Origin of the sequence: Aeromonas sp. D3 (genome assembly GCF_027705025.1) — a bacterium.
Lineage (GTDB): Bacteria > Pseudomonadota > Gammaproteobacteria > Enterobacterales > Aeromonadaceae > Aeromonas > Aeromonas salmonicida.
Genome location: NZ_JAPDBE010000009.1, coordinates 75,559 through 94,182, shown reverse-complemented (window position 1 = coordinate 94,182; position 18,624 = coordinate 75,559). Strand labels below are relative to the sequence as shown.

The following is an 18,624-nucleotide window of genomic DNA, read 5'->3' as shown; positions in this document are numbered from 1 at the left end:
CTATACTGTATGTATGGTCAGTGGCATCTTCTAGGTAGATTTATGTCCTATCTCATTTCCTCAGCAGACGTATGCACAAAAACTGAGCTTAAAACCGATGCCCAAGGTGCGTTGTCTTGCGATCCCATCAGTGGCAACATTGGCTCCTTGCCCACCCTGTTTAACCAGGATGGCACCTTTAATCACGAAGCGAACAGCTACCTGTTCTATCAAAAGGCCATTAATCAAGCCAAAGACCTCTCTCCTTGTGCCAAGGCTCTGCACGCCTACTATCAGTTCCTTGAAGATAACGGCTTGACCTGGGATTACTTCCCGCCAGTAAAGCGTTTAAAGCCCACGTACCAGTTTCGTTCTCATTTACTGAAACAAGTAAAGCTTGAAGAGCTGGCACAAAGCACTGCCAGTGTGCGCATGAACCATATAGTGAACTACTACAAGTGGTTGATGCACGATGGCTACCTCAGAATCAGGAATGAGAAGGAAGCGCCCTTTACAATTGAATTTGTCTCCGTAAAAAATACCGGAATGCTGGCACATCTCTCCCCCACCTATACCGTGCAAACAAGCGATTTGAGGATAAAAGTCGCACGTGACGCGAGCAGCAAAAACGTTCGTCCCTTATCTCCATTAAGTCGTGAATCATTGGCTATCTTGACCCAGCATTTACCACAAACAGCAGAGGAACTGCGTTTACAAGTGCTGCTATCTATTGATACCGGGTTACGTATTAATGAAGTCGCAACATTAACCCTTGATGTTCTAGATACGGCCACACCACTGGCTGAAAGCCAACACCGTTATGAACTATTACTCTCACCACAAATAACGGGTGTTCAAACCAAATATAGCAAATCAAGACAGATTGAAGTCTCAGCGCAATTGTTGGCAGTTTTGAATGAATATCGCACCTCTGAGCGCCGCCTAAAACGCTTAACCAAACTCTACCAAAAAATTGAGCTCTTGACCGATCCTCAAGCATCTTTTCATCAAGCGGCTATAGATACTCTTCAATGGTGCAAAAAACACGAACCACTTTTTGTCAGCAAGCAAGGAAATCCCGTAACCGCTAAATCCATCGAGGCTCGGTGGACAGAGTTCAGGACTCAGCTCAAACAACTTCATCCCTCATTTATATATCGCTTTCATGATCTGCGTTCCACCTACGGCACCTACCGTCTCAATGACCTGTTGGAAGCCAACTTGTCAGTCGTGGAGTGCATGGAGCTGCTAATGGGCTGGATGGGACACAAAAACGAGTCAACCACTTGGAAATATCTACGTTTCTTAAAACAAAAGGAGGCGTTCAAAATAAAATTTGGGATGCTCGATAGCATCATGCATGAGGCGCTGGGCGGTAACGATGAATAATATTACCTACATCAGTGGTTGGAACCCCAAGTTGTGTATTCAGCTTGATGACTACAGGGCTGACTTCAATCGCTACCTTTTCAAGGGATTACCTTCGACCGCAGCGTTGCAACAGGGTGGGCAATTTAACGAAGCCAACCGCAAACAAATTATTTACCAATTGAAAGAACAGTTCGACGAGAAAATTGAAGAGGGCGGAAGTCTAGCCTCACATAAAACTATATTTGTAAAAACCGCTCAATATCTAAAATGGTGTGACGAGAACAATGCCCCCGCATTTACCCAACGATCTTTAGAAGGCTATATGTCTTATCTGGATACTAAAGTGATGCAAGGACAATACAAAGGCAATAGCTATAAAAGCACTCGTACAGTCATGGTGACGTTATTTACTAAGTATCTAGAGCTACCAGAAAGTTATTTCGATAGTATAGTGGTCAGAGACGGCAGTGATCGTGAACCCTTTGAAGCCTATAGTCGCAGCGATCTAAATCAATTGCTGCCATTTCTAAGGTCGTTGTTTAAGCAAACCTATCAACAGTTCATCCAAAACCCAGAAAAACATATTAATAGTAGCTTCAAAACAAATACGATGACGTTCCAGTGGCAAGGGCAGCAGTACCCACTAGCCATAGGAATAACAAAAATGATGTGCGCAGCGACCTATTTACTGTCTTACTACACTTACGCCAACACCAGTGATTTATTCAAACTAAAACAGCCAAGCAACGCCTCAACAAAGGCCGGTGAAGTGTGGTACACCATGCCAGCGTTTAAGCGCCGTGCGTTTAAAACAATCCAACTTGAGATGGGTGGACATGAATTAGAAATCCCCAAGTATGCCTTGGATTTTTTTGATAAGTTGCTGACTGCATCAAAATTTATCCATGATGGTGAAAATGCCACTTTGCTGCAAACGGCTGTCTCAAAAAAAACACAACCTTTAACATCAAAAATGCTAGAGACCTTCCTGAGGATATGGGTCGAAAAGCACTTTGCCTTTATCGATCAAACTAACCGCCGCTTACGACCTGTCATAAGCCGTTTTCGCGAAACTGGCGCACAGTTAACAGCTTACCATCAAGGTGACTTGGCTAACGATCTCATGCTCAACAATACCCCGAAAACGCGCAAGAAGCATTATAGCGAAGGGAGTAAAATCGCTAACAACGGCATGATGCAAGATACTATGTCCATTCGTGAAGCGCAGATAAGAAATAAAATCGACGTAAAAGAGGCACAGAAAAAATTAGGGATTGAGGTACTAGTTATTGATGCGGAATACAAAGTTAACCTCCCCAATTTAAGTCGAACGCCTAACGGGGGAAGTTGTAAAGCCCCCTTTGGTGAAAAGTCTGAAAAATACTCACGCAAAGCGCGACTGCATGGACTACTTAAAGAGGGGGAGCGTTTAGCCTGCGCTGATCTGCTAGCTTGTTTCGGCTGTCCTGACCAAGTAATAGTGCAGTCTGTTTCTGACATTTGGTGTTTACTGTCGTTTAAGACATGCGTTGAGGAGTCGCTGTATTTGCACTTGGATGCCAGCCACTACCGCAAAAATTTCCAGAAAATCATTAACTTTATCGATACAAATATATGTCCGAGCATCAATAAAAAGATACTAAAACAAGCCGAAGAAAAGTTAAATGACGAGGGTTTACATCCCGCTTGGGACGACAGCGCATATCTTTTAAATCTGCTGCCAAAACCACCCCAGAAGGTAAAATAATGGAAACATCACACCTCTATTCCAGCAACTTTCCTGAGCAGCATAAAGTTCAAGATATCGATGTGGTCAAACTCTACCATGAAGGGCAATTTGACAAACTTGATATTGTCACAGTCTGCAAAGACAGAGATGGTCAGGTTACCGCCTGCTTTGGACAAAGCGTTTGGAATTGCATGCCCTTTTCTAGAAATAAAAGTGCGAACAACCTTAATTTTAAAGAGTTTGAGCATACGCCAAAGTTGCAACGAGAGCTTAAACTGATCACATATGGTTGGTTGTTTAATAAAAGTCTTAAGAAGAAAAAAGCCGTGAAATTTTCGACTGTCTACACTCGACTTTCAGCAATTAAACGCGCTTACCAATTTTTATTTAAAAGCAATCACTACTCCCTAAGCGCACTATCTCAGTCAAACGTCTGGGTAGAGTTTGAGAATTATTTGATAGCCAGAGATTGCACCCAAAGCGCTCTCGAACAAACTTTTATTTCAATTAATACTGCGACAGACCTTGCCTCGTGGCACAGGTTAGAATTGGGCTTACCTTCTATTAAAAGCAATATAAAATCGAAGTCCCTAAGTTTGAAGGAAGTGCAACAAACTCTCGTGATTCCAGAGCGCTTATGTGATGCCATCTATGGTAAAGCGATTGAGTTGGTAGAGGGCGCTTACCCACACCGGAAACTCATTGCAGACACCGAAAAATCTCTACAAGACAACTATAATGCAGCTAAGCGCGAATTGGATGTGAAGATTAAACTTGGCGCAGTATTTGCTTTTATGAATACTGATGGAAGCATCGACGGACATAAATATGCCTCTACAATCGTAGATAACAAACCTCAAGAACAGAGAAAAATTCTATCCACTTTAGCCAACAAACTCCCCAGCATTAAATTAACGCATGGAGACCATTTCCAACGTTACTTATCAAATCTCATCACCGCAAGTTACATTATCTGTGGCGGCTTTAGTGGAATGCGAGACTCGGAACTGGATAAACTGTCTCCTGGCTGTTACTACAAAGATACGTTCGAGGGGCGGGATTACCACATGCTGCAATCTCACAGCTTTAAGTTCGGTGAAAAGCGTGAAACATGGGTGACAGCTGCATCCTCAAAAACTGCCATTGAACTGATGACCGTACTTACGGAAAACTGGCGAAAAGACGTTAACTACCCGAATGAAAAATACGCCAATACACTATGGTTAAATCAATATAAACGCTCAATACCTCCTGTACTTATCAACAATTGGAGTGAGCGATTAAAGCGCTTTTGTCGGCAGTTTGATTTCTCTGTTACCGAAGCCGACTACCAAGAATGCCTTATGTCTAACCCTCGATCATTGGTACGCGTGAAAGAGGACGTAGTACCAGGGCAAGCTTGGCCTTTGACTCCACACCAATTTCGGCGCACGCTGGCATTTTATTGCATTAAAAACCGTTTTGGCACCTTGGTTGCGCTTAAGCAACAGTTTAAGCATCTATATTTATCTATGACGGAGTGGTACACCAATGGCGGAAAACTAGCTAGTCTGCACAATTTAAAAATTGATGACAAGATGCGTAGCTTGTTGGCTGACATTAATGCCGAATGCACAGCAAATAAAATTTTCAAGCAATGGCACTCGGATGAAACACTGTCAGGAACCCATGGTAAGGCCATTATGAAGATGCGCGGTGATGTGCCAACCATTTATGGCTCTTGGGAGGTGATTTACAAAGCGGTTAAAGAGGGGAAACTAACCCTTCATGGCTCTATGCACAGCTATTGTAAGTCGGGATACGACTGCGATATGGATGGTGTGGTCACACCACAATTTTGCGTAGATTGTGGTTCTGGCAGTAGCATTATTGACGAGCAACAAGCCAAATGGTGGCAGAAAAAACACAGCAGTTTAATCGCTTATATGGAGTCAGGTGACGATATTTCTGTGACCGAACGCAGCCATTACATCACTCAGATACGAGCAGCAGAAAATGTAATGTCAGACTTTGGCATGATATTTACCCCCTTTGAGCCAGAACTTAAGGCAACGACAGTATGAACAAAAGCGAGAACACCTTAATGATCTTAGAGGCGGCGTTGGAACGCATCATACACGGTCAGCCTAAACGTATCCCTAAGAGCCGCAAACTCAGCGTCAGAGCTGTAGAGGAGGAGGCTAACCTAGGCAATGGCAGCGGCTATTACTACCCTGAGTTTGTTACCAAGGTAAAAGCCGCCAAAGCAAAGATCTCTACAGATAGAGGCAACCTGGTAGTGCCAGAGATTCAGGCCGTGCGAGCCAAGCTCAACGAGCAAAAGCGAATTAAAACGAACTACAAGGAGAAGTACGAGGCTGAAAAAAACAAGCTGGCATTGTTTGCTGCTGCTCAGCAGCAATTAAATGATAAACTCGTCAAAGCGCTAGCTCAAATCAGTGTTCTTGAATACGAAAATGCTGAGTTGAAAGAGGAACTGATTAGATTTAAACGCGGCATGATCACAGCAATACAATAATTAATTTTGAGGTTGGTCGGATGATAACTAAAAACAACCATTACATCCCACAATGGCATCAGAAAGGTTTCATGAGAGATCGTGATGACCAGCTCTGCTACTTAACTCGTCGGGAGTTCCCCTTACCAAATGGTGAGGTGAAAGTGAAAACATTTAAAAAATGGCATACCCCAGCTCAACAGTTCTATGGAGAACATCTCTATTCAACATTCTTCGGTGAAGATGTGAGCGATGATATAGAGCGGAAGTTATTTGGCCCAATAGACGATAATGGTTCCAAAGCCATTCGCGCATTTCTAACCGACGATCAGGCCGAGTGGCATAATAATTTTAACGATTTCTTTATTTACTTAGATGCACAGAAGCTTCGCACACCAAAAGGTTTGGACTGGATTAGAAGCAAATACCATGAACTTAACCAGCTACAGTTAATGACTGAAATGCAGTTATTGCGTTCTATACACTGTACGTTGTGGGCAGAAGGTGTTCGAGAGCTGGTGTCAGCTGAAAATTCAGATGTTAAATTCGTACTATCAGACCACCCGATCACCATTTATAATTATGCCTGTCCACCTGATTCGGAGTTATGTGATTATCCGAATGATCCTGATATTGCGCTAAAAGGTTCTCAAACTATATTTCCACTAGATAAAAATCGTTGCCTGATTCTAACAAATCTTGAATATGCTCAGGATCCTGAAAACGTAAACCCCCTTGAACTACGCACTAATCCAGCGCGAATGCGTCATAGCATGGTCAACACGATTGAATTTATTAATACACGAAAACTAACTGCGGATGAAGTCACAAAAATAAACTACATCATTAAAAGTAGAGCACATGTGTCAGTTGCGGCAGGTAGTGAAGATTGGCTATACCCAGAACGCAGTATTACTTGTGACTGGGCGTATTTAAGGCACGTATTGTTACCACCGAAAAAAGGGGTGTTTTTTGGTAGAGAAATGTATGCTCAATTTGAAGATGGAACAGTTCACTATCAGGATGCATTTGGTAGAACAACACCACAAAACAAATACCTAAATAAAAATATTGATGAAACTCACTTAGGTCGTAATGATTTTTGTGGTTGTGGAAGTGGTAAGAAATATAAAAGCTGTTGTCTAAATATCCCTTTTGAATTACGCACAACATGGAGTGTTGTCAGTATCCGAGAGCGGAATTTGATGTTTTGCAAATGCATCCGTGATGTTCTCGGACTCGATAGCGGAAAAACATTGCTAGATGTAAGAAAAGAACTTTCGGACAATCATATTAAAAAAATTTATGAGTTCTATTCTATTTTGTGGCCTCGCGAAACCGATGTTTATTCACTACTGCCAAAGTCTGATGGAAAATTTAGAGGTTTATACAGCGGCTCACTAGATATTCGGACTATTAGTATTAATGCATTACCAATGGCATCAATGTTTGATGAACTTCTAATTGAGACACCAATAACCAATCCTAACAACGTCAGGCCAGAATTTAGTCCAATAGACAATCCATCAAAATACAAATATCAAGCCTTAAAAGATTTATTATTTATGCTTCAATTGGAGCCCTATATTTATTTTGGATTGGTTAATTTGATTCCTGATCCAGCCGAGTTTGACATGCCTCTAATGAGTGCCGTGATGGATATATCGAGTAAACGAGGCATGGAGCAAGGCATTCTAAATGAACAGGATCGTCTGCTACATTTTCAAATGTGTATTGAAGACTTATTGAACTCAACATATATGCTTCCCAGAGAGGAAAAAATTCAGTTTCTGATGAATCAATTTGGACTTGATAACGATCATGCAACTCAAATGATTGATCTATTCGAGCAGGAGGCAGAATCATCACCACTTGTGATTCTACAACAGGCCAATATTAAGGATAGTGGACAGATCATGCTATCCAGAATGGGGCCCAACTATGAAATGGCATTATTAATTGCGCAAGTAACGGGTTCAGTCATAGTTACTGACAGTGGCTCAAGATGGAAGGAGCTGATGGCTGCTCAACATAGATCGCAAGGAATTGTAAATTATCCATGGAATGATTCTCATACTGCTTTTAGAGCAGTACCGATTGACGAGAAAATTTTAGATACATTTCGAAAATCTCAAGGTGATTTTTCCACTGCTAGAAAATGGCTTAAAACCATGGATAAGATGGTTGTGAGCAATAACCGCGATCCTAGTAATTTAGCCAACTTAGCTGGACAAGCTTCTGACCTTATGAGGCACCTTGAGCAGGTTACTGACCAAGTTCTATTGTCTCAGTTCAGAATTTCGAGTCCTGAAGGTGGTTTCCATGATGTCAACGTACAACGGCTACTAGCTCGATCTAGTTGCTTGAGGTATGACAGATATGTCAGGTCTGTTTACGGTATTAGTATCCAAGATTGAAGCAGTACAATTCATGATTCAACTAATGTACTTGTTCGCAAAGTGAAAGGGGTCATCATCTATTGGAGGTGATTTTTCTGGAAAAATGGTACTATCAAAAGTTGAAAATTAGGAAAAATAGCAAAATTTTCATTTTTTCTGGAAACAGTCATCATTCCTTACCATATAAGTCTTTCCAGATAAATTTCAGAATCTGTCTGTGTAGGTAGTTCGTGACCATGCGCCAAGTACAGAGTAAACCGGCTACCACAGCCGGTTTTTTCATGTCCTTCCTTCCGTAGCCCAGTAAAACCCTCGCTTTTTACGCCGATTTTACGCCCGCCCCATGCCGCTTTATGGCGCCTTTACGCCTGTTTTACATACCCTTTCAGCGTCAACTACACCAACGGAGTCGATGCTGTTTTACGTCGACTCTTGCAGCTAATTATTTCAATGGAGTCGATATGAATTGGCTATATCTGCTGCTGGTCCTCGCCCTGATGGGTTATCTGTTGCGCGCTTTAACGCGCAGCCACGAGTGAGGGATCTGATATGTGGCAAGAAGTGATCTATCCGGTAGCCTTTGTGCTGCTGGTCCTGCTGCCAGCACCCCTGCTTGGCAGCTATATATATCGGGTGTTTGAAGGCAAGAGCCGCTGGCTGTCGCCGATCGAGCGCGCTACCCTGGCCTGCTGCGGCACGGACGGACGGGAGCAGGATTGGAAGTCCTACGCCCTCAGCCTGCTGGCCTTCAACGGTGCCGGTTTCGGTCTGCTGTTCCTGATCCTGATGGCACAAGGCCTGCTTCCCCTCAACCCGCTGCAATTGCCAGGGCTGAACTGGGAACTGGCCTTTAACACAGCGGTCAGCTTCATGACCAATACCAACTGGCAAGCCTATTCCGGTGAGGCCAGCCTCTCCTACTTCAGCCAGATGGTGGGGCTTACCACCCAGAACTTCGTCTCCGCCGGTACTGGTGCAGCCGTTGCCGTCGCCCTGTTTCGTGGTATCTCCCGCCAGCAGACCATTCATCTAGGCAACTTCTGGCAAGATCTGGTGCGCTTCTGCCTCTATGTACTGTTGCCGATGGCGCTGATCATGGCACTGCTGCTGGTGTGGCAGGGTGTGCCCCAGAGCCTGTCTGCCTATCTGCCGTTCCATAGCCTGGAAGGTCAGGAGCAACTGCTGCCGCTGGGCCCCGCGGCCTCGCAAATCGCCATCAAGCAGCTCGGTTCCAACGGTGGTGGTTTCTTCGGTGTCAACTCGGCTCATCCGTTCGAGAACCCGACAGCCCTTTCCAACTGGCTGGAGATGGTCGCCCTGCTGACCCTTCCCGCCGCGCTGGTCTGCACACTGGGCCGTTACGTGAAGGACACGGGCCACGGCCGCGCCATCCTCACCGCCATGGCGTTGCTGTTCGTACTGGGGCTAAGTATCTCTGTTACTCAGGAGATGAAGCCGGACCCGAACCTGACTCAACTCACAACTCAGGTGGGCAACTGGGAAGGCAAGGAGAGCCGGTTCGGCCCTGTGCTCTCCAGCATTTGGGAAGTCGCCACCACAGCTGCCTCCAACGGGTCGGTCAACGCCATGCATGACAGCTTCACCCCCCTCGGCGGCATGGTCGGCATGTTCAACATGTTGCTCGGTGAAGTGGTCTTTGGCGGTGTGGGTGCCGGTATCTACGGCATGATGCTGTTCGTGCTGCTGACCGTGTTCCTCTGCGGCCTGATGGTGGGGCGCACCCCGACCTATCTGGGCAAGCGCCTCGGTATCACTGAGATGAAATGGGTTGTCGCCAGCATGTTGGTGATGCCAGCCGGGGTATTGGTGATCGGCGGGGTGACGCTGCTGATGCCGGATGCCAGCACCATCATAGGTCATGAAGGCCCCCACGGGCTGTCACGGCTGATCTATGCCTATGCCTCGGCCGCGGGTAACAACGGCTCCGCCTTTGCTGGTCTCGCAGCCGCCGATAGCTGGCAATGCATCGCCATCGGCCTGGCCATGCTGCTCGGTCGCTTCGGTTACATCATCCCTGTGCTGGCCATCGCAGGTCAGCTCGCCCGCGCCCCGCGCCAGGAGACGGGTGAGAGTGACTTCCCGATCCGCGGCCCGCTGTTCATTACCTTGCTGATCATCACAGTGCTGCTGATTGGTGGCCTCTCCTTCCTGCCGGTACTGGCGCTGGGACCGGTAGCCGAGCATCTGAGTCTGATGCAGGGAGCGTTCTGATGAACGACGCCAGCGCGATCACATCACAGATGCCAATGGTCAACTATTTGATACTGGGAGCTTTTCAATGAGCAAGTCCATATCCATCACAACCCATGCCGACAAGGTGAAGGGTAAAAAGCAACGCTCACAAATCGTGCAGGCCATGGCCGAAGCGCTTTACCGCTTCAATCCCAAGGCACTGTTTGGCAGCCCTATTCTGTTCACGCTCTGGCTGGCTGCCGTCATGGCAACCGTGGAGTCCCTGCTGGGGCAGCCCTTGTCTGGGGTCGCCCCCAGTCTGGCCTGGCAGCTGACCGCCTGGCTGTGGCTGACCCTCTGGTTTGCCAACTTCGCCGAGACCCTGGCCGAAGGTCGTGGCAAGGCGAGAGCCGACAGCCTGAAGGCGGGCATGAGCCAGCTCAAGGCACGTCGGGTGACCGATGCCAAAGATGGTCAGGGCGAATGGGTGCCTGCCACCAGCCTGCTGAAAGGCGATCTGGTGCTGGTACGCAGCGGTGAGATGATCCCGGCCGATGGTGAAGTGGTCGCCGGTATCGCCTCGGTCAACGAAGCCGCCATCACGGGGGAATCTGCCCCCGTCATCCGCGAATCCGGCACCGACCGCAGTGGCGTGACGGGCAACACCACAGTGGTCTCTGACGAGATCTGGGTACGCGTCAGCAACAATCCGGGTGAAAGCACGCTGGATCGGATGATAGCCCTGGTCGAAGGAGCCAAGCGCCAGAAGACCCCGAACGAGATGGCGCTCGACGCCCTGCTGGTGGGTCTGACCCTGATCTTCCTGCTGGTGGTGGCGACCCTGCCCTGGTTCCTCAACTACAACGGCACCCAGGTACCCAGGCTCTATCTGATCGCCCTCTTCATCACTCTGATACCGACCACCATAGGCGGTCTGCTCTCCGCCATCGGTATCGCCGGTATGGACCGGCTGGTGAAGCTGAACGTGATAGCCAAATCAGGCCGTGCCGTGGAGGCCGCCGGTGACGTGCGCACCCTGTTGCTGGACAAGACAGGCACCATCACCTTCGGTAACCGCATGGCAGACGAGCTGATCCCGGCACCAGGGGTGGATCCCTCCCTGCTTGCCCAGGCGGCCATGCTGGCCTCCCTTGGCGACAATACGCCGGAGGGCAAGTCCATCCTAACCCTGGCGGGCAAGAGCATGGCCAAACCGAGCCAGCTGGAGAGCGACAAGGTGATCCCCTTCAGTGCCGAGACCCGCCTGAGCGGTCTGGATCGCAACGGTCACCAATATCGCAAGGGGGCTGTGGATGCGGTGCTCAACTACCTCTCTCTCGACCGCAAGGCAGTGCCAGAGGTAATCCTCAAGTCGGTGGATCACATAGCTCGCCAGGGCGGCACGCCGCTGCTGGTCTGCACCCACGAGAAGCTGCTGGGAGTCGTGTTCCTCAAGGACATCATCAAACCCGGCATCAAGGCCCGCTTCCAGATCCTGCGTCACATGGGGATCCGCACCGTGATGATCACAGGTGACAACCCGCTGACCGCCGCCGCCATCGCTGCCGAAGCCGGGGTGGATGACTTTATCGCAGAAGCAACGCCGGAGAAGAAGCTGGCATATATCCGCCAGGAGCAGGCGGACGGACGTCTGGTTGCCATGTGCGGTGACGGTGCCAACGATGCGCCTGCGCTGGCACAGGCTGACGTAGGTCTGGCCATGAACGAGGGTACCCAGGCCGCCAAGGAGGCGGGCAACCTGGTGGATCTCGACTCCAACCCCACCAAGCTGCTGGACGTGGTACTGGTCGGCAAGCAGTTGCTGGTGACCCGGGGAGCATTGACCACCTTCTCCATCGCCAACGACGTGGCCAAGTACTTTGCCATACTGCCGGCTCTGTTCATCGCAGCCTATCCGCAACTGGGTGCGCTGAACCTGATGCAGCTGGGTAGCCCCGAAAGCGCCATCTTGTCGGCCATCATCTTCAACGCCCTGATCATAGTGGCGCTGGTACCGCTGGCCCTGCGCGGTGTCGATCTGAAAGGTTCGGCTGCCAGCCTGCTGCGCCGCAACCTGCTGATCTACGGTGTCGGTGGTTTGCTGGTGCCCTTTATCGGCATCAAGCTGATCGACCTGGTCATCACAGGCCTGGGTCTGGTGTAACGACATAGCGGGGTGCAAGCCAGGCTTGCATCCCATCAACCTGTTTGGAGCAAGAAAATCATGATCGCAATCAGAACCCTGCTGACCCTGACCCTGTTGCTGGGCGTCGGCTATCCCCTGGCAGTGACAGGTGTGGCCCAGTTGCTGTTTCCCTGGCAGGCCAATGGCAGCCAGTTGACCAACAAGAAGCAAGAGTTTGTCGGCAGCGCCCTGCTGGCGCAGAAATTCGAGCGGGCCGAGTACTTTCATTCCCGTCCTTCCGCCAGTGACTTCGCCACCATAGGTGGCGGCGGCAGCAATCTGGGCGTCAGCTCACCATTGCGTAGCGAGTTCGCCAAGGCACAGGGTGATGCCCAGTCACCCGCCATGCTGACCCGCTCCGGCTCAGGCCTCGACCCCCATCTGCCGGTGGATGCCGTGCTGGCTCAGGTGAACAGAGTGGCCAAGCAGCGAGGGCTGGACCCCGCCTTGCTGACGGAGCAGGTCAAGTCGGCGACACAAGCTGGTATCCTTGGCCCGCAAGTGGTCAATATCCTTCAGCTGAATCTGTTGCTCGATCAGGGCAAGGATGCCTGATGGAGGCAAAGTCCGGCACATGCGGCTGGCGATGACCCATATTTTCGAACTGAGCCAGCGGTTGCTCGATAAGGACAATAATGCGTGATGAGGTAAAGGCGGCAGGTCTGGAGCGGGAGCACCGGGATGCGTGATGAGGCAAGGGCCGACGCCTTGCTGGCGAGCCTGGAGCAAGAACACAAGGGCAAGCTGAAGGTATTCCTCGGTGCCGCACCCGGCGTAGGCAAGACCTACGCCATGCTGCAGGCAGTGCGTGAGCAGGCAAGAGAGGGGGTCGATATCCTGATCGGCGTAGTGGAAACCCACGGCCGTCAGGAGACTCTGGCCCTGCTCGACAAGCTTGCCATCCAGCCACGCAAACTCCATCTCCACCGCCAGCAACGTCTGGAGGAGATGGATCTGGATGCGCTGCTTGCACGCAAACCCGCCATAGTGGTGGTGGATGAGCTGGCCCATAGCAATGCCCCCGGCAGCCGCCACGAGAAGCGCTGGCAGGATGTGGAGGAGCTGCTCGGTGCCGGCATCGATGTCTACTCCACCCTCAACGTGCAACACCTCGAGAGCCTCAACGATCTGGTGTGGCAACTGACCGGTGTCAGGGTCAAGGAGACCCTGCCCGATCAGGTGCTGCTGGAGGCCGACAGCATAGTGCTGATCGACCTGCCCCCCAAGGAGTTGCTCGGCCGACTCAAGGAGGGCAAGGTCTATGTGCCCCATCAGGCCAAGGCCGCCCTGCAGTCCTTCTTCTCCCTCAACAACCTGACCGCCTTGCGCGAGCTGGCGATGCAGACCGCCGCCAGCCACGTGGAGGGGGATCTGCAACTGCAGTGGCAAGCCGCAGGCAAGACAACGCTGCCGTTGCGAGGCAAGCTGATGGTCTGCCTCGGTGATCAGCACGGCTCTGCACTGGTGCGCTACGGCCACCGTTTCGCCCAGCGCCGCCAGCTGCCCTGGCTGGTGGTCCATATCGACAGCAAGGGACAACGCTCCGCCGAGCTGGAGCAGGCACTGGCGCTGGCCTCCCACCTAGGGGCCAAGGTGTTGACCCTCTCCAGCCCGGCGGTAGCCAGTACCCTGCTGGAAACGGCCGAGCAGCAACAGGTCTCACAACTACTGCTCGGCAAACCCCACAAGGCCCCCTGGCGCCGCTCCCTGGTGCAACACCTGCTCAAACAGGCACAAGGGCTCGAAATCACGCTGGTGGATACCGAGAAGCGCAAACCCGGCATAGGATTGCAGCCGCTTCACCCCAAGGACATTCGCCAGAGTCTGCTGGCAGTGACCATAATGGGGCTGACATCGGCTGCCGCCTGGGGACTCTCTCACTGGCTGCCCCCTGCCTCCCTGCCGCTGCTGTTCGTATTGGGGGTGCTGGCGACGGCACTCACCACCAGCCTGGTGCCCGCCATTCTGGCGGCCGTGCTGGGGTTTGTCGGCCATAACCTGCTCTTTACCGCCCCTTATTTTTCACTGAGCGTGGCAAGACACAGTGACCTGCTCACCTTGCTGGTACTGCTTATCGTCGGTATGACGGCAGGACGGCTCGCCTCCCGCCAGCGGCAGCAACTGGTGGGCTTGCGCGAAACCCAGCAGCTCGGCAACGCCCTGCTGTCGCTGAGCCAGGGGCTGGCCACCGCCAGCAGTCCGGAAGAGGTACTCAGGCAAGGCACCCAGGCCATCTCCCTGGCCCTGGCTCAACCCGTCTTTGCCCTCGACCAGCATTATCAACACAGGGCTGGTTCGGAAAAAATTGAGCCTGGCCAGACCGACAAAGCCGCCATCGACTGGTGTCTGGCCCAGAAACAGAGTGCCGGAGCCCACACGGCGACGCTCAATGCCGCCGACGCGCAATATCACCATCTCACCGATGAGCTGGTGCTGGGCATCCTGCTGACCAATCCGCTCTCCTCTTCTGCCGAGCACCAGCTGCAAGCCCTGCTCACCGACATCCGAGCGGCCCTGGCCCGGATCGATCTCAACGAACGGTTGGCCGACAGCCAGTTGCAGGCAGAGACGGATCGGATGCGCGCCGCCCTGCTCTCGTCTGTCTCTCACGACCTGAAAACCCCGCTCGCCACCATAATGGGGGCTGGCAGCACCCTGCTGGAGTACGGTGACAGGATCAGCCCGGAGGATCGCAGCGAACTGCTCCATTCGGTGCAGGACGAGGCGCGCCGCCTGCACAGCTATGTGCAGAACCTGCTGGACATGACCCGCATCGGTTCACCCGACTTCCAGCTGAAACGCGACTGGGTCGACCTGGCCGATCTGGTGGAGAGTGCCCGCAAGCGGCTGGAGTCTTCCTGGCGTCAGCACAAGCTGCTGGTGCACTTCGATCAGCAGATCCCCCAGCTTTATGTGCACGGCGCCCTTATCGAGCAGGTGCTGGTCAATATCCTCGACAATGCCTCCCGCTACTCACCGGCCGGCACCCCCATAGAGTTCAAGGTGATGCTGGCGGATCCGGACCTCATCCTCGACATCATAGATATCGGGGTCGGCATCGCCGAGTCGGACCGGGACAAGATCTTCAATCTGTTCTACACCCAGCCTGTCGGCGATTGCGGCAGTCGAGGCACCGGGCTTGGCCTCGCCATTTCTCGCGCTATGATAGAGGCCCATGGCGGCCGTATCTGGGCATTCTCCGGTCCCAATGGCAACGGCACCTGCATGCGCATCTCGCTGCCGCTTGCCCTCAACGCACCTGAGGTATAATGGTCCGCATATGGCTCACAGCGATGGCAGAGAGTGCTATTTTCCCTCGCCTCAGCCCTCCCCCAATGTTCGCCTCAGGAGACTAGATGGCTCACATATTGGTCATAGATGATGAAGCGGCGATTCGCCGCTTTCTGCGTATCAGCCTGATTGCCGAAGGGCATCAGGTCAGCGAGGCGGTAGGGGTCAATGAAGGGCTGGAGCTGTATCGCCATCTCAATCCCGATCTGGTGATCCTGGATCTCGGCCTGCCGGATGGGGATGGCATTCAGATACTGCAAGCCATTCGCGAGCATCACCAGAATCCGGTGCTGGTACTGTCAGCGCGGGATTCGGAACAGGAGAAGGTGCGACTGCTGGATGCCGGCGCCAACGACTATATGAGCAAGCCGTTCGGCATTGGGGAGATGATGGCCCGCATCCGGGTATTACTGCGCCAACGGGCCGGAGTCAGCAGCGGCGAACGCCGCCACTTCCCGCAATGTGGCCTGACCCTAGACGCCAGCAGCCACAAGGTGAGCCTGCATGATGAGGAAATTCCCTTGTCTCGCAAGGAGTTTGCCCTGCTGCAGGCGCTGGTGTGCCACCCGGGCAAGCTGGTGATGCAGACCCAGCTGCTCAACGACATCTGGGGGCCAAGCCACAAGGAAGATACCCACTACTTGCGTATCGTCATCGCCAGCCTGCGCAAGAAGCTGGGGGATAATCCCCAACAACCCAGCCTGATTGAAACCGAATCCGGCATCGGCTACCGCTTTATCGGCAGCTGATGTTTCACGTGGAACGCCGTCCGCTGCACAGTACGGCCAAGAGGCCACAGCCAAAGAGCAGCATGCCCAGATCCTGCAAACCGGCCGCCAGTGCCAACCCCAGACTGAGCAACAGGTAGTAGGCCAGCCCGAACAGAGCACCCGCACTGCCTGCCACCTCCCGATAAGTCCGCAAGGCCTGACTGAGCACATTGGGAATGGCGATACCAAAGGCCACGACCACCCCCATCATGGGCAACAGGAACCAGAGCGAATCCTGACTCACCCACACAGCAACCCCCGCCCCCAGCGCCAGCGACGTGGCCAACCGGATGAGCGACATCGACTGCCAGCCCTTGCCCAACAAGCGCTTGTTCAGCAGGCTGCCGATCAGAGTCCCTATCGCCAACACCAGGCCGGAATAGCCGAACTCGCTGGCATTCAATCCCAATCCGGCAAACAGAAACGGTGCCAGGCTGTAGTAGCCAAACAGCATGGTATTGAACAGAGCGACCAGCAGGGCGCTGCGCCAGAGCCCTCCATCCCTTGCCATCCGGCACGCCAGTGGCCAGAGAGCCACCCTGGTAGTGATGGCAGGACGGGTTTCAGGCAGACGCCAGCTGGCGATCACCGTCAATCCCAGGGCCAGCACCAGCAAGCCGCTGAAGACACCGAGATAGCCTAACTGCTCGGCCAACAGACCGCCGCTCACCAGCCCCAACACAGGGCTGATGGACAGAGCCACCCCCATCACGGAGAAGACACGGGCCAGATCGCTGCCCTGATAACTGTCACGCAGCATGGTCTGGGTCACGACAGATCCCACGGCGGCGCCAAAGGCCGAGATGATCCGGGCCAGCAGCAGGGTTTCAAACTGGTTGGCCAGCAATGCCAGCAGACTGCCAGCCCCGTAGGTCAGCAGACCGGCCAGCATGGCCGGACGCCGCCCGATCAGATCGCAGAGGCGACCCCAACAGACAACCCCTACCGCAAACGCCAGAAAATAGACCGACAGTGTCTGGGACGCCTGCCCGTCACTCACCCTGAACTGACTGGCAATATGCGTCAGCACAGGGCTGTAGATGGTCTCCACTATCTGGGGAAACATCATCAATCCCACCACCAGCCAGAGCGGTGGCAACTTGTTGTTCATGACAAACCTCCTTGACGAGAGGTTGCCAGTCTAGAGAGATACGAAATGTCTGATTACAATAAGCAAGACTATAAACATCAACAATCAGACATATGGCCTTTATTCTTCCCGATCACCCCTTTGATCCCGACCGCCTGACTGGCAGCGTGATCGGCATAGCCTCTGCACTGGGTTGGCACGACTCAGGCTTGCATCAGCATCAACGCCATCAGCTGTTGTTCGCCCAGGCTGGCTGCATGAGCATAGAGCTGGCCAATCGGGTCTGTCTGCTGCCACCCAGCCGGGCAGCCTGGCTGCCGGCGGGTACGCCCCACAGGGTCTTGATGCGCGGCGTGGTGGCCTACCGATCCCTCTACTTCATGCCACAACCAGAGCTGCCAGCCAGTGTGCAGGTGATCGCTGTCAATCCACTGCTGCGGGAGGTTATAGAGCGAATGGCGCTCTGGTCATGGGATAAACCGGAAGTGGAGCAGAGCCGGACGCTGGCCTTGTTCATGGAGGAGCTGGCGCAAGCGCCGCGACAATCCTGGCAGCTGCCGTTGCCGGCAGACCCTCGCCTGGCAGTCTGGTTACAGGAGGTAAAACGGGGGGACACCCTGCCCGATCGGCTCAACCGGCTGGCCGAACGGGTGGGTGCCAGTGACAAGACCATAGGTCGTATCTTCATGCGGGAAACCGGCATGAGCTATCAGGCATGGCGCCAGCAGTGGCGTCTGCTGCGCGCCATGGAGCTGCTGGCCGAGGCTGTGCCCATCAGTCGGGTAGCGGCTTCGCTGGAGTTCTCCAGCGACAGCGCCTTCATCAGCTTCTTCAAGCAGCATACGGGGCAAACTCCCCTGCGCCATCTCAACTCTCGGGGTGAGTCGCATCGGCCGAGCTAGCTTCCACCACCAGGGTGTCCAGCGCCAGTGGCTTCAAGTTGCTGAGGGCATCCAGCACCACAGCCCGGGATGCTTCCTGCTGCTGGGCCAGCATCTCCTGTCCCAGTTTGGCGGTATCCAGTTCGGGTCTGGGGTTTTCAGTTGCCATAACATTCAGGCTGAGGGTGCTCATTATCAGGGTGGCGATCAGGGTTTTCATCTGGCTTGCTCCGGTATGG

General features: G+C 52.5%; 13 protein-coding genes. 11 read left to right on the top strand and 2 right to left on the bottom strand.

Annotated elements, in window-relative coordinates:
• Positions 1–42 precede the first annotated feature (42 nt).
• The 10 genes from OKC28_RS07945 (at position 43) to OKC28_RS07900 (ending at position 16,393) form a co-directional block, all read left to right on the top strand.
• The gene (locus tag OKC28_RS07945) at positions 43–1,368 is read left to right on the top strand and encodes a tyrosine-type recombinase/integrase (RefSeq protein WP_256686447.1); all 1,326 of its coding nucleotides are present in this window, start codon (positions 43–45) and stop codon (positions 1,366–1,368) included.
• Positions 1,361–3,097, top strand: coding sequence for a hypothetical protein (locus OKC28_RS07940; RefSeq protein WP_270688609.1), 1,737 nt, complete (start codon positions 1,361–1,363; stop codon positions 3,095–3,097). Before OKC28_RS07945 ends, OKC28_RS07940 begins: the two co-directional genes overlap by 8 nt.
• A complete protein-coding gene (locus tag OKC28_RS07935) occupies positions 3,097–5,142 on the top strand; it encodes a hypothetical protein (protein WP_256686441.1) in 2,046 nt (681 codons plus the stop codon). Before OKC28_RS07940 ends, OKC28_RS07935 begins: the two co-directional genes overlap by 1 nt.
• The gene (locus OKC28_RS07930; RefSeq protein ID WP_256686439.1) at positions 5,139–5,597 is read left to right on the top strand and encodes a hypothetical protein; all 459 of its coding nucleotides are present in this window, start codon (positions 5,139–5,141) and stop codon (positions 5,595–5,597) included. The genes OKC28_RS07935 and OKC28_RS07930 overlap by 4 nt, the downstream gene beginning before the upstream one ends.
• Positions 5,598–5,617: 20 nt before the next feature.
• Complete coding sequence (locus tag OKC28_RS07925) at positions 5,618–7,993, top strand: DUF4238 domain-containing protein (protein ID WP_270688606.1); 2,376 nt, start codon at positions 5,618–5,620, stop codon at positions 7,991–7,993.
• A 531-nt stretch (positions 7,994–8,524) separates the two neighbouring features.
• Positions 8,525–10,207, top strand: coding sequence for a potassium-transporting ATPase subunit KdpA (kdpA, locus tag OKC28_RS07920; RefSeq protein WP_270688604.1), 1,683 nt, complete (start codon positions 8,525–8,527; stop codon positions 10,205–10,207).
• 67 nt (positions 10,208–10,274) lie between these two features.
• Positions 10,275–12,332 (top strand): potassium-transporting ATPase subunit KdpB, encoded by a 2,058-nt coding sequence (gene kdpB / locus OKC28_RS07915; RefSeq protein ID WP_021139873.1) that lies wholly within the window; start codon positions 10,275–10,277, stop codon positions 12,330–12,332.
• A 60-nt stretch (positions 12,333–12,392) separates the two neighbouring features.
• Positions 12,393–12,908, top strand: a complete 516-nt coding sequence (locus OKC28_RS07910; RefSeq protein ID WP_270688601.1) for a potassium-transporting ATPase subunit C — start codon at positions 12,393–12,395, stop codon at positions 12,906–12,908.
• Positions 12,909–13,034: 126 nt separating this feature from the next.
• Positions 13,035–15,623 carry a sensor histidine kinase gene (locus OKC28_RS07905; RefSeq protein ID WP_270688599.1) on the top strand — a complete coding sequence of 863 codons (2,589 nt, stop codon included), beginning with the start codon at positions 13,035–13,037 and terminating at the stop codon, positions 15,621–15,623.
• An 86-nt stretch (positions 15,624–15,709) separates the two neighbouring features.
• Positions 15,710–16,393, top strand: a complete 684-nt coding sequence (locus tag OKC28_RS07900; protein WP_058395532.1) for a response regulator — start codon at positions 15,710–15,712, stop codon at positions 16,391–16,393.
• A 4-nt stretch (positions 16,394–16,397) separates the two neighbouring features.
• On the opposite strand, the gene OKC28_RS07895 is transcribed toward OKC28_RS07900, so the two are convergent.
• Positions 16,398–17,525 carry a multidrug effflux MFS transporter gene (locus OKC28_RS07895; RefSeq protein ID WP_270688596.1) on the bottom strand — a complete coding sequence of 376 codons (1,128 nt, stop codon included), beginning with the start codon at positions 17,523–17,525 and terminating at the stop codon, positions 16,398–16,400.
• A 92-nt stretch (positions 17,526–17,617) separates the two neighbouring features.
• Between OKC28_RS07895 and OKC28_RS07890 the strand changes: the two genes are divergently transcribed.
• Positions 17,618–18,406: an AraC family transcriptional regulator gene (locus OKC28_RS07890; RefSeq protein ID WP_265463063.1), complete on the top strand. Its 789-nt coding sequence runs from the start codon at positions 17,618–17,620 to the stop codon at positions 18,404–18,406.
• Here the strand turns inward: OKC28_RS07890 and OKC28_RS07885 are convergent.
• Positions 18,372–18,605, bottom strand: coding sequence for a hypothetical protein (locus tag OKC28_RS07885; RefSeq protein ID WP_021139880.1), 234 nt, complete (start codon positions 18,603–18,605; stop codon positions 18,372–18,374). The genes OKC28_RS07890 and OKC28_RS07885 overlap by 35 nt on opposite strands.
• Positions 18,606–18,624 lie beyond the last annotated feature (19 nt).